This window comes from Campylobacter sp. IFREMER_LSEM_CL2101, from assembly GCF_025771825.1.
Lineage (GTDB): Bacteria > Campylobacterota > Campylobacteria > Campylobacterales > Campylobacteraceae > Campylobacter_D > Campylobacter_D lari_C.
This window is the reverse complement of sequence record NZ_JAKMQZ010000001.1, coordinates 229,919-241,611: the sequence shown is the minus strand read 5'-3', so window position 1 is coordinate 241,611 and position 11,693 is coordinate 229,919. Positions and strand designations below refer to the sequence as shown.

Annotated in this window: 13 protein-coding genes and 2 pseudogenes; 10 read left to right on the top strand and 5 right to left on the bottom strand. The window is 30.0% G+C overall.

Annotated features, from left to right (window positions below):
• Positions 1–9: 9 nt before the first annotated feature.
• Both rsfS and nadD read right to left on the bottom strand, forming a co-directional pair.
• Entirely contained in the window at positions 10–339 is a 330-nt protein-coding gene (gene rsfS / locus L8V88_RS01270) for a ribosome silencing factor (protein WP_012661160.1), read from the bottom strand.
• Positions 340–352: 13 nt separating this feature from the next.
• Positions 353–898 (bottom strand): nicotinate (nicotinamide) nucleotide adenylyltransferase, encoded by a 546-nt coding sequence (gene nadD, locus L8V88_RS01265; protein WP_263726456.1) that lies wholly within the window; start codon positions 896–898, stop codon positions 353–355.
• Between the two features lie 59 nt (positions 899–957).
• Here nadD and gap point away from each other — a divergent pair, with 59 nt between their 5' ends.
• The 10 genes and pseudogenes from gap to L8V88_RS07965 form a co-directional block, all read left to right on the top strand.
• Positions 958–1,953, top strand: coding sequence for a type I glyceraldehyde-3-phosphate dehydrogenase (gene gap, locus L8V88_RS01260; RefSeq protein ID WP_263726455.1), 996 nt, complete (start codon positions 958–960; stop codon positions 1,951–1,953).
• 1 nt (position 1,954) lies between these two features.
• Entirely contained in the window at positions 1,955–3,157 is a 1,203-nt protein-coding gene (locus L8V88_RS01255) for a phosphoglycerate kinase (RefSeq protein WP_263674809.1), read from the top strand.
• Complete coding sequence (locus tag L8V88_RS01250; protein WP_263726454.1) at positions 3,154–3,834, top strand: triose-phosphate isomerase; 681 nt, start codon at positions 3,154–3,156, stop codon at positions 3,832–3,834. Before L8V88_RS01255 ends, L8V88_RS01250 begins: the two co-directional genes overlap by 4 nt.
• 3 nt (positions 3,835–3,837) lie before the next feature.
• On the top strand, positions 3,838–5,472 hold the full coding sequence (locus L8V88_RS01245) for a hydrogenase small subunit (protein WP_263726453.1): 1,635 nt from the start codon (positions 3,838–3,840) through the stop codon (positions 5,470–5,472).
• Between the two features lie 125 nt (positions 5,473–5,597).
• Complete coding sequence (locus tag L8V88_RS01240) at positions 5,598–6,143, top strand: ATP-binding protein (protein WP_257928597.1); 546 nt, start codon at positions 5,598–5,600, stop codon at positions 6,141–6,143.
• 13 nt (positions 6,144–6,156) lie between these two features.
• Positions 6,157–6,849, top strand: a complete 693-nt coding sequence (locus L8V88_RS01235; protein ID WP_257928598.1) for a dUTP diphosphatase — start codon at positions 6,157–6,159, stop codon at positions 6,847–6,849.
• Complete coding sequence (locus L8V88_RS01230; protein ID WP_263726452.1) at positions 6,846–7,556, top strand: EI24 domain-containing protein; 711 nt, start codon at positions 6,846–6,848, stop codon at positions 7,554–7,556. The genes L8V88_RS01235 and L8V88_RS01230 overlap by 4 nt, the downstream gene beginning before the upstream one ends.
• The gene (locus L8V88_RS01225; protein WP_263726451.1) at positions 7,549–7,956 is read left to right on the top strand and encodes a pyridoxamine 5'-phosphate oxidase family protein; all 408 of its coding nucleotides are present in this window, start codon (positions 7,549–7,551) and stop codon (positions 7,954–7,956) included. Before L8V88_RS01230 ends, L8V88_RS01225 begins: the two co-directional genes overlap by 8 nt.
• A gap of 131 nt (positions 7,957–8,087) precedes the next feature.
• Positions 8,088–8,747: pseudogene (locus tag L8V88_RS07970) on the top strand (cache domain-containing protein); the annotation flags it as partial.
• 945 nt (positions 8,748–9,692) lie between these two features.
• Positions 9,693–10,085: pseudogene (locus L8V88_RS07965) on the top strand (methyl-accepting chemotaxis protein); the annotation flags it as partial.
• Between the two features lie 30 nt (positions 10,086–10,115).
• Here the strand turns inward: L8V88_RS07965 and fldA are convergent.
• Genes fldA through L8V88_RS01205 form a run of 3 tightly spaced genes read right to left on the bottom strand, consistent with a single transcriptional unit; the run spans position 10,116 to position 11,619 of the window.
• A complete protein-coding gene (gene fldA / locus L8V88_RS01215) occupies positions 10,116–10,607 on the bottom strand; it encodes a flavodoxin FldA (protein WP_263726449.1) in 492 nt (163 codons plus the stop codon).
• A complete protein-coding gene (locus L8V88_RS01210) occupies positions 10,608–11,300 on the bottom strand; it encodes a hypothetical protein (RefSeq protein WP_263726448.1) in 693 nt (230 codons plus the stop codon).
• Position 11,301: 1 nt separating this feature from the next.
• Positions 11,302–11,619, bottom strand: a complete 318-nt coding sequence (locus L8V88_RS01205; RefSeq protein ID WP_012661148.1) for a DUF2325 domain-containing protein — start codon at positions 11,617–11,619, stop codon at positions 11,302–11,304.
• Between the last annotated feature and the right edge of the window lie 74 nt (positions 11,620–11,693).

The window sequence follows — 11,693 nt, the reverse complement described above, 5'->3', positions numbered from 1 at the left end:
ATCTTAATCCTAGTTTTGATTTTCTTTATTTAGACTTTTTAAAAATTCTTCTATATTATATTTTGCTCTATAAGTTTCACTCATTAAATGAATTAAAATATCACCTAAATCAAGTACAGTCCATTCTTCACTACTTTCTATATTTAAAAACTCTTCACCCTTACTTTTAAGATTGGTTTTTAAATCATCAATCAAAGAAAGCGCATGTCTTTCTCCCATAGTAGTAGCAATCACTACAAATTTAACAAAATAATCTTTATCTTGCATATCAAAAGTTTCTATTAAATCCGCTTTTTTATCATCTAAAATCTGCACTATATTATTAATTCTTTCTTGCATTATTTTCCTTTTGTTAAATATTTTTAAATTTAGAATAATAAAGCTTAACTTCTTCTTTGATTTGCTCACAAACTTGCGATGTTTGCAAGGTTTCTCTTATAAAAGAAGAAGAAATATCTACTTTAGTATCTAAAGTTTTAAAATGTTTTGGTATAAAAATATCATCTCTTTTAGCTACAACAAATTCTACCAAATTTTGCAATCTTTCAAATTCATGCCATTTTTCAAGACTTTGTAAATGATCAGCTCCCAAAATAAGATAAAATTTAGAAATTTCATATTGCTTATACAAAAAATCAACACTTTCTATACTAGGTACAGGTCTTTGTTTTTTTATTTCAAAATCACAAATTTCAACTTTTTCTAAACCTCCCCAAATCATCTCGCACCATTTTAAGCGCCTTTGTTCATTTGCGGTAAATTCTTGCTTAAAAGGGCTAATAAAAGTAGGCATAATAATGAGTTTATCAAGCTCTAAATTTGCTAGTGCATTAAAGACTACAGCATTATGCCCTAAATGGGGTGGATCAAAACTGCCACCAAAAAGTGCGATTTTCATTAAAATTTAACCTTTTTTTAGTAGAATTTTACCTACTTAATCATAAAAAGGAAATGAAAATGGCTGTAAAAGTTGCAATAAATGGTTTTGGACGCATTGGAAGATGTGTTGCAAGAATTATTATGAAGCGCGATGATATCGAACTTGTAGCAATTAATGATACTACTGATATAGAGCTTACTAAATATCTTTTTAAATATGACACCGTTCATGGGGTATATGATGGTAGTGTTGAAAATGAAGGTGATGATTTAATAATTGATAATAAAAAAATAAAAGTTTTAAAAAGCAGAAATGTAGCGGATTTAGACTTTGCAAAATATGGTGCACAAATTGTTTTAGAATGCACTGGCGCGCACTTAACTATGGAAAAATGTCAAGGATTTTTAGATCATGGAGTGCAAAAAGTTATCATGAGTGCACCTGCAAAAGATAAAACTCCAACTTATGTTTTAGGGGTAAATGCCCACGAATATAAAGGCGAAAACATCATCTCAAATGCAAGTTGTACTACTAACTGCCTAGGACCAATTTGTAGAGTTTTACAAGATAATTTTGGCATAGAAAAAGGTTTAATGACAACCATTCATGCCTACACAAACGGACAAAGCATTATTGATGCAAAAGCTAGAGATAAAAGAAGATCACGCGCTGCTGCACAAAATATCATCCCTACTTCAACTGGTGCAGCAAAAGCTATGAAGCTTGTTATGCCTGAGCTTGATGGAAAATTACATGGTCAAAGCATGCGTGTGCCTGTGGCTGATGTATCAACTGTGGATTTAACTGCAACTTTAAAGAAAAAAGTAAGTAAAGAAGAAATCAACGAAGCCTTTAGAAAAGCAGCTGCTAGCAATTTAAAAGGTATATTATTAGTAGATGATGAAGAAAGAGTTTCAAGTGATTTTATAACTTGCTCTTATGGTGCAATTGTAGCAAGTGATTTAACCCAAGTAATTTGTGATGATTTTATTAAAGTGGTTGCTTGGTATGATAATGAATGGGGATATTCTTCTCGTTTAGTAGATATGGCAGTATTTGTGGCAAAGGCTTAAGATGAGTAGTATTTTATCGATTAAAGATATTGATCTTGCAAAGAAAAAAGTATTTATAAGATGTGATTTTAATGTTCCTCAAGATGAATTTTTAAATATTACCGATGATCGCCGTATTCGCTCGGCTATCCCTACTATAAGATATTGTTTAGATAATGGCTGTGCGGTTATTTTAGCTTCACATTTAGGGCGTCCAAAAGAAATAGCTTCAAAATATTCTTTAGAGCCGGTTGCAAAAAGACTTGCACGTTTAATGGCTAAAGAAGTCATCATGGCTAAAGATGTTATAGGCGAGGATGCAAAGAAAAAAGCTAGTGAATTAAAATCAAGTGAAATTTTGCTTTTAGAAAATTTACGCTTTGAAAAGGGTGAAACTAAGAATGATGAAAACTTAGCTAAAGAACTTGCTTCTATGGCTGATGTTTATATTAATGATGCTTTTGGAGTTTGCCATAGAGCCCATGCTAGCGTTGAAGCTATTACAAAATACTTTGATAATGCAAACAAAGGTGCGGGATTTTTACTCCAAAAAGAAATAGAATTTGCAAGTAATCTTATCAAACACCCTGCGCGTCCTTTTGTAGCTGTAGTGGGTGGTTCTAAAGTGAGTGGGAAATTGCAAGCTTTAACTAACTTACTTCCAAAAGTAGATAAATTAATCATAGGCGGAGGTATGGCCTTTACTTTCTTAAAAGCTCAAGGTTATGATATAGGAAATTCTCTCTTAGAAGAAGATTTAATTGAAGAAGCAAATAAAATCTTACTCAAAGGTAAAAATCTAGGGGTGAAAATTTATCTTCCTGTGGATGTTACAGCAGCACAAACTTGCTCTCAAGAAGCAGTGATGAAATACACCCCTGTGCAAGAAATTCCCGCAGGTTGGATGGGACTTGATATAGGTCCTGCTAGTGTAAGATTGTTTAAAGAAGCACTTTCTGATGCTCAAACTATATGGTGGAATGGACCTATGGGAGTTTTTGAAATCGATAAATTCTCAAAAGGTAGTATTAAAATGAGCCATTATATTAGCGAATCTCATGCAACAACTGTAATAGGTGGTGGCGATACTGCTGATGTTGTAGCAAGAGCAGGTGATGCTGATGAGATGACTTTCATTTCAACCGGTGGTGGAGCATCATTAGAGCTTATAGAAGGAAAAGAACTTCCTGGTGTAAAACCTTTAACTATAAAGGATAATGAATGATTTTTGCAGCAAATTTAAAGTGCAATCATACAAGATCAAGCTTTGAACTTTACGCTCAAAAATTAAACCAAAACTTAAACAAAGAAGATGAAATTTTCATCTTCCCTCCTAGCATAGCTTTCTTAAAAGACAATTTTTCATTTCAACAAGGCGCGCAGAATTTCTACCCTTGCGAAAATGGAGCTTATACTGGAGAAATAGGTAAAATTCACCTAGAAGAATTTAACATCAAAAGCGTTTTAATAGGCCATTCTGAAAGAAGAGCTTTAAAGGAAGATGAAAGTTTTTTAAAGGCTAAATTTGACTTTGCAAAAAATCTTGATTTTAATATCATTTATTGCATAGGCGAAAGCTTAGAAACTAAAAAAGCTAACAAAAGCTTGGATTTTTTAAAAAAACAAATTGAAAATATTGATCTATCTTATAAAAAACTTATCATAGCTTATGAGCCTATTTATTCTATAGGTACAGGAGTTAGTGCTAATCTTGATGATATTAACACCATACTTAATTTTTTAAGAGAATTTACTAACGCTAAGCTTTTATATGGTGGAAGTGTTAATCAAAACAATATTAAAGAAATTTGTGCTTTAAAAAATTGTGATGGAGTGTTAATAGGTTCAGCTGCATTAAATGCAAATGATTTTTTAAATATGATACAAATAGCTAAAGGTTAAAAAATGTCTTTAAGCAATGAAGAATTAAAAAGCATATTAGAGCGTAAAATCGCTCTATTGGAAAACTCACACAAAGAAGAAAAAAATATCTCATTAGAGGTTGTAAATTCCATTATTAAAATTTTAGGTTTACCAAATGATTTTAGCCCTTTAGCGCATAGATATTTTCAACTTCATACCCCGCCTAGTCTCATATGGCTTCATTTAAGTGAATGCACAGGGTGTAGCGAGAGTTTGCTTAGAACTTCATTGCCTGACTTTTTAGATCTGATTTTTGATTTTATTTCTTTAGAATATCATGAAACCTTTATGAGTGCAAGCGGACACCAGGCAGAATCGCATTTAGAGGAAGTTTTAGAAAAAAAAGATTTTCTTTTAGCTGTTGAAGGTGGGGTTTGTGCTATAGATCCTTTTTATCTAACTATAGGAGCACATGGTGAAAATGGGTATGAAATTTTACAAAAATGTGCCAAAAATGCCAAAACAATCTTTGCTATGGGAACTTGCTCAAGCTATGGAGGAATTCAAGCTGCACATCCAAATCCTACCAAAAGCATAGGAATTTCTAAAGTCTTAGAAGAAAAAGTAATCAATATACCAGGTTGTCCTCCAAGTGATGTAAATATCATCGCAGCGCTTTGCTTTTATATATTATTTGAACAAGACATGGCTTTAGATGAGCAAAATAGGCCTTTAGCTCTTTATGGAAAATGCTTGCATGATTTATGTGAAAGAAAAGCTAAATTTGAAGCAGGAAATTTTGCTCAAAGTTTTGATGATGAAAATATAAAACAAGGTTATTGTCTTTTTAAAGTAGGTTGCAAAGGACCTTATGCTTATAATAATTGCCCTAAGGTTAAATTTAACTCCAAAACCTCTTGGCCAGTAGCTGCAGGACATGGCTGTATTGCTTGCAGTGAAGAGAATTTTTGGGATGATTTTGGTTTTTATGAAAAACCTATGAGTAATGAATTTGCTTATAATGATTTTTCTATTATATTAGATGATAAAATAGTCCATAATAGTTCTATCGATGAGCTTGATTCAGATAATATCTTACTGGATTTAGAAAGTGAAATTAGTGGGATTTTTTATCAAAATAATACAAAGATTAATTTTTTAGATTTTAGTTTTGAAGCTAATCCTAAAGTTTTTTTAAATAATTTCGCAAAAACCAAAATGGCTATGACTTTAGTGCAAAATTACCAAGAGCAATTTAAAACATATTATGATTTTATACAAGAAAATTATGGTGATGAAAGCAAAATTAGCAATAATATCTTAGATTTATTTTATTTTATCTATCCATTTATTAGTGGAAAAAAATTAAACCATTTAGATGAGTTTTTAGATCTTGCTTTAGCTTATAAGTTTAAACATCCTAGTAAATTTGATTTTAAAACCACAATTAATGAGCAAGCAAAGCTTGATGTTTCTAAATCTATGCGTATGCCTTTGATTTATATTTTAGGTGGCTTAGATAAAGAAGCCATTGCCTTTGGGTTGATTTTTTCTTTAAAAGAACATTTAAAACAAGCTCTAAAAGCATGCAAAAAAACACACAATAAAAAGCAAATTTTAATATGTGCAAAAAATGAAAAATTATTAAAATTATTTTGGGATTTAACGAGCATTTAAAGACTTAATGTTAAAATATTTATCTCCCTAATATTTGAAATTTGCAAAGTATAAAAACTTTGCAAATTTGTTTAAGATTGAGTTATTTTGACGATATAGCTTTATCTTGACTTGAAAGGAATGTTATGCAAATTTCTAGTTATAATTCTCAAAATTTTTCTATGGATATTAAAACAAAAAACGGTAACCATCTTTCTTTTTCTATGTATGATAAAAAAGAGGCAAAATTAGACAAAGATGGCAACTCAGCTTCTTTAAGCCTTAGAAATCAATTTGGTTTTTCATTCTCATACAATGGAACCAAACTTTCACAAGAAGAAATTGAAGAAATAAAAGAAGCAGTAGCTAAAGTACAACCTCAAATCGATGAATTTATGAAAAACTCAAGAGTAGGAACTTTAAAACCAAAAGAGCTTATCACTACTGCAATGAAAATTGGTAATGCCTTACCTGAACCAAAAAATGAAGAACACAAAAAAGCCACTTTACATGAATTATTAAATACTATGGATAAAAGCTTAAACAAAGAAATGAATAAAACAGATCTTGAAGATATTAAAAAGCAAATTTTCCAAGATAGCGCTAAATTATTAGAAGAAATTTGGGAGCAATATAACAAGCAAAAAGAAGAAAAAGAAGAAGATAACAAAGAATTTGGATTTTATGCTTAAAAAAGGAAACAAAATGGAAGTAAAAGATATTTTAAAAAGCATGCTAGAACTCCAGCAAAAATTAAATGATGACACCAACGGCATAGGTTGGGAAAATGGTTATACCAAAGAAGGTAAATTAATCAGTTTTAGAAGATGTATTTATATGGAGTGTGCTGAGCTTATTGATTCTTTTGCTTGGAAACACTGGAAAAGCATACATACTCCTGCAAATTGGGATAATGTACGCATTGAAATAGTAGATATATGGCATTTTATTTTGAGTTTAATTTTAGAAGAATACAAAGAAAAACAAATCGATGATAAAAACTTCATAGCAGAAGAAGTTTCTTCTGTAACTTTTTTTGATGATTTTTGCAAAGAAACTTCTAATCCAAATGAAGCAGATATCTATGGAATTTTAAATGATATTGAACTTATTATCCATAAGTGCAGTGGTTTTGATTATGATTTAGGTGAACTTTTAAGCGTGTATTTTGTTTTGGCTAGAAAATGTGGTTTAAATTTCTTTGAGCTTTATAAAACCTATATTGGAAAAAATATATTAAATCAATTCAGACAAGAAAATGGCTACAAAGAAGGCACTTATAAAAAAACTTGGAATGGCACAGAAGATAATGAAGTTTTAAATCAAATTTTAAAAGAAACACTAGATTATAAAGAAATTTATCAAAAGCTTCAAGAAAATTACAATCAAATTAAATGAATATACTATACCTAAGCTTGCAAGATTTTCTTAGCAAGCCTTTTTTAAAATTTTCTCTCTTGCCATTTTTGATTAGTTTATTCCTTTTTGCCTTGCTTGTATATTATAGTTATGATATATTCTTTTCTTATATAGAAGATGTGGTTAGCGGATCTTTTATGGCTTGGTTTTTTAGCTTTTCTATAGTGCAATTTTCACTTGCATTTTTAAGCGCTATAGGCGGATTTTTCATAGTGGTATTTGCCTCAGTGTTTTTTACCATGCTAATAATTTCTTTTTTAACTCCTTATATTGTGAAAAAAATCAATCAAAGATATTACAACTATTCCATACAAAAAGAAGTAAATTCTTTAGAGGTTTTACTTAAAACATTCAAATTTATACTCATCTCATGCGTATTGTTTGTAGTAGCTACTTTCTTATTGATTATACCTTTTGTTAGTATTGTGATTTATTATGGAGTATTTTATTATTTATTTCACAAACTTTTATTATTAGATGTATTAAGCAATGTCTTAGATAAAAACAACTTTGATGATTTTTATAAGAACTCATCACCCTTATACTTTAAAATCATCACTTTAATCTTTTTTGCTTTATCAAGCATACCTTTACTTGGTTTATTTTTACAAGTATTTTATGTGATTTTCTTGACTCATTTAAGTTATCAAAAAATCTTAAAACTTAAAGTTAGTAACAATGAATGAAAGAATTAAAAATTTCATCCATTCACAAAAGCTTTTAAATTTAAGCATGCTTGATGAGGATGGTGGAGTATATTGTGCAAGTTGTTATTATGCTTTTGATGACAAAAATTTAGCTTTAATCTTTGCCAGTGAAGAACACACCAAACACATTCAACTTGCTTATAAAACACCCAAGGTAGCAGTTAATATAGCACTAGATACAAACATCATCAATCTCATTAAAGGAGTGCAAATTAAAGCTCTTTTTCAAAAAGCTACCAAAGAACAAGAAAAAATATACTATGAAAAATTTCCCTTTGCAAAACTTGCACAAGCTTGTATTTTTGCTTTAAATATACGATGGGCAAAATATACTGACAATAAAATTTTACTTTCTAAAAAATTAGAATTTTTTATTTAAAAATACTTTAAAATATAATATTTTTTAACAAAAATTAACTATATTTATAAATTTTTAAATATTTTTTGAATAAAATCATATAAATTATCATAATCACAAAGCCTCAAAATTTGGCTTTTTAAGGAGAAAAAATGCTCTCTTCCATTAAGAAATACCTACTAGGTAATTTTTCCAACAAAATAGCTTTCTTAGTTTGTATTTTTGTCGTAGTTTTGCTATGTGTTTTAGGTTTTTTTAACTATGTTAAATCTAAATCTAATAGTCATACCCTACTAGTTCAATTTCAGCAAAAAGTTGCTTTTGATGTAAGTAAAAGATTTGATTTATATGCGAGCGATAGACGCAATGTGATTGATTCTTTAACAAAATATATCAAAGAAAACAAACACAATCTAAATTCAGCACAATATACTAGTTTATTAAAATCTTTAGGAGATTCTTTAGGTTTTGATTTAACCTATGTAGGTTTTGAAGATGGATCTATGTTTAGATCAAATGGCAACAATCAAACCCCAGAAAGTGGATATGATCCTAGAGCTAGAGGATGGTATCAAGAAGCTAAAGAAAAAAGAGAGTTAATTGTCACAGAGCCTTATATATCATCTAGCATGAAAAAACCAACTATTTCTTATGCCAGCCCTATTATAGAAAATGGAAAGGTTATAGGCGTAGTTGCTGCGGATTATGATTTGAAAAAATTCTCAGAAGAAGTTTTAGCTATAGGCAAAACGCCTTATTCGCACGCAGCAGTTTTAGCTGATGATGGAACCTATCTTTTTCATACTGATTCATCTAAAATCCTAACTTCAACTGAAATTAGTAAAGATATCATTTCAAACTATTTTAAAACACCTGAGGGTGCAAATAAAGCTCTTTCTAAAGATATTTTTAAAATGCAAACCAAAGAAGAAGGAACTAAAGCTTTAATTTGCAATGGCAGTATTAATCCAAAATATACTATTTGCTCTATAGCTGATTATGATTTTTATAGCGATGCAGCCGAGCAAACACTAATGGAACAAATCATCATTTCTCTAATTGCTATTTTTATTACTTTGATTTTCATTAGAATGATTATCTCTTACAATCTTAAACCAATTGCTATTATTTCATCAGGATTGCATAATTTCTTTAATTATTTAAATCACAAAGACGCTCATTCTCATCCTATTAAACTTAAAACCCAAGATGAATTTGGAAAAATGGCAGATGAGATTAACGAAAATATCAATATCATCAAAGAAGCTCTAAGCAAAGACGCAAAAGCCATTGAAGAATCTGTAAATGTTGCTAGAAAAATAGAAACAGGTGAGCTTAATTTACATATTAGTTCTCATGCTAATAATCCTCAAATTCAAGAACTTATAGAAGTTTTAAATAAAATGCTTACTACCTTACAAGCAAAAATCGGTAGCGATTTAAATGAAATTCAAGCTGTGTTTGATAGTTACAAGCATTTAGATTTTACAGCAGCTATCAATACGCCAAAAGGTGATGTTGAAAAGGCAATCAATGCGCTTGGAAATGAAATCAAAAACATGCTCTCACAATCACTTAACCAAGGCGAGTTATTAAATCAAAAAGCTGAAGCACTCAAACAAAGTATGCAAGAGCTTACTAATGATGCCACTCATCAAACCTCATCACTACAAGAAAGCGCAAGAGCTTTAGAGCAAATGAACTCAGCCATGAGTGAAATCTCTATTAAAGCGCAAGATGTTGTAAAACAAAGTAATGATATTAAAAGCGTTACCACAGTAATTTCAGATATAGCTGAGCAAATCAACTTGCTTGCATTAAATGCTGCTATTGAAGCTGCACGTGCAGGCGAGCATGGACGTGGCTTTGCTGTTGTTGCTGAAGAAGTTAGAAACTTAGCAGAAAGAACTCAAAAGTCTTTAGGTGAGATTGAAGCAAATACTAATATCTTGGCTCAATCTATAAGCGATATGGGAGAAGCTATAAAAGAAGAAGCAGATGATATTAGTCAAATCAATGAATCAGTAGCTACTATAGAAAAACTCACACAGCAAAATTCTCAAACAGCTATACAAACCAATACTATTGCAAATGAAGTAGATTCTTTAGCACAAGATATACTAAGTGAAACAAAAAAAAGAAAATTTTAAATATAAAGATGCCTTTTAGGCATCTAATTTTTAAGAAAAAGAAGGTTTAATTTGCTCTAACCAAGCATCAATTCTACTTTCTGTTAAATTCTCATGATTGTCATTATCTAATGCAAGTCCTACAAATTTATCACCTTCTACGGCTTCACTTGATTCAAAAGTATAACCACCCGTAGAAACAGCACCTACCAAATTTGCACCTGCTGCTTTTAAAGCTTGAGCAAGTTTTCCCATAGCACTGCAATATGTATCTGAATAGCTTTCACTATCTCCCATACCAAAAACCGCAACAGTTTTGCCACTAAGATTTAAAGCTGAAAAATCAAAACCATCCCAATCATCTTGAAAATCACCACTTCCCCAAGTAGAAGTACCACAAATTAATTTATCATAAGAATTAATTTTCTCTGCATTAATATCTGCGATATTTAATACATCAGAAATTCCTAATTTTTGAGCGATCATATTTGCTGCACTTTCAGTATTACCCATAGAGCTACCATAAATTACTGCTATTGACATTTAACATCTCCTTAAAATTTGATTATTAATAGTATAGGGAACTAATTTTAGCAAAGTTTTGTTATTTTCACATAAAAAATGTCTTATTTCTTTATGCTGAGTGAAATTTTTATTTCTTGGATACACAATATAAAATCTTTCAAAAGAATTATCTTTTATAAATTGCAAAGCAAATTCTATATCTTTATCATTATCTTTATAAAATAAAGGCATAACCGCCATTTTTTCATTGATAATAATAATGTTTTTGTAAATTGTTACTTTGGATTTGGTATTGCTTTTGCAAATTTTATCATACACAAAAGCCTCAAAAGCTACTTGTAAAGGCAAAGTAAAACTAGATGATAAAAACACATTTTGTATTAATTTAGCTAAAGCATATTTTGGTTTCTTTGCTTCAAGCTTTAATTTATTTAAATTTCCTTCCTTATACGCCTTGATGATTTTATGAGAATATGGGCAAAACTGCCTCACTTTATTAAATCTCAAAGCTCTTTCTGCACTCATATTTTGAATTTTTAACTCAAAAATATTTCTTAAACAACTAGCTTCTTTTGCATAAATATAAGGTATTTTCAATTCATCTTCAACCAAAGAATTGTATAAATTTAAAAAAATACGATTAATACTTTTTTGCTCTAAATCTCTAAATATTTTAGGTATAAAATCCTCTTTTTCATTAAATCCAAACATATTAAGCCTTCTTTGCACACTCATAGGTTTGATCAAGCCCAAAAACCTTACAATATTCACAATACACACAACTTACACTGCGTTTAGCACAAACTAAAGGTATATTACGTTTTTTTGCCTCTGTTTTGATTTTTTTCATGGTATTATGGTTTAAAAAACTAGTAAGCATAACTATACATTCGGTATTTTGTGGAATGGGTTTTCTATTTACCCTATTTTCATTTCTAGCATCCCAATGCTCTATGCTTTTTGCACCTAGATTTGTCAAAACTGCCTTAATTGGAGTTATTTCATCCGCTCCGATAACCAAAACTGACATTGAGCTTTCCTTTTTATAAAAATGATAATTGTTATTATAATTTATAAAAGATAAATTTTTACTGATACTCAATA

Bases quoted from the DNA above. Each gene is read 5' to 3' on its own strand.
- rsfS (WP_012661160.1), bottom strand. From the start codon at position 339: ATGCAAGAAAGAATTAATAATATAGTGCAGATTTTAGATGATAAAAAA.
- nadD (WP_263726456.1), bottom strand. From the start codon at position 898: ATGAAAATCGCACTTTTTGGTGGCAGTTTTGATCCACCCCATTTAGGG.
- gap (WP_263726455.1), top strand. From the start codon at position 958: ATGGCTGTAAAAGTTGCAATAAATGGTTTTGGACGCATTGGAAGATGT.
- L8V88_RS01255 (WP_263674809.1), top strand. From the start codon at position 1,955: ATGAGTAGTATTTTATCGATTAAAGATATTGATCTTGCAAAGAAAAAA.
- L8V88_RS01250 (WP_263726454.1), top strand. From the start codon at position 3,154: ATGATTTTTGCAGCAAATTTAAAGTGCAATCATACAAGATCAAGCTTT.
- L8V88_RS01245 (WP_263726453.1), top strand. From the start codon at position 3,838: ATGTCTTTAAGCAATGAAGAATTAAAAAGCATATTAGAGCGTAAAATC.
- L8V88_RS01240 (WP_257928597.1), top strand. From the start codon at position 5,598: ATGCAAATTTCTAGTTATAATTCTCAAAATTTTTCTATGGATATTAAA.
- L8V88_RS01235 (WP_257928598.1), top strand. From the start codon at position 6,157: ATGGAAGTAAAAGATATTTTAAAAAGCATGCTAGAACTCCAGCAAAAA.
- L8V88_RS01230 (WP_263726452.1), top strand. From the start codon at position 6,846: ATGAATATACTATACCTAAGCTTGCAAGATTTTCTTAGCAAGCCTTTT.
- L8V88_RS01225 (WP_263726451.1), top strand. From the start codon at position 7,549: ATGAATGAAAGAATTAAAAATTTCATCCATTCACAAAAGCTTTTAAAT.
- fldA (WP_263726449.1), bottom strand. From the start codon at position 10,607: ATGTCAATAGCAGTAATTTATGGTAGCTCTATGGGTAATACTGAAAGT.
- L8V88_RS01210 (WP_263726448.1), bottom strand. From the start codon at position 11,300: ATGTTTGGATTTAATGAAAAAGAGGATTTTATACCTAAAATATTTAGA.
- L8V88_RS01205 (WP_012661148.1), bottom strand. From the start codon at position 11,619: ATGTCAGTTTTGGTTATCGGAGCGGATGAAATAACTCCAATTAAGGCA.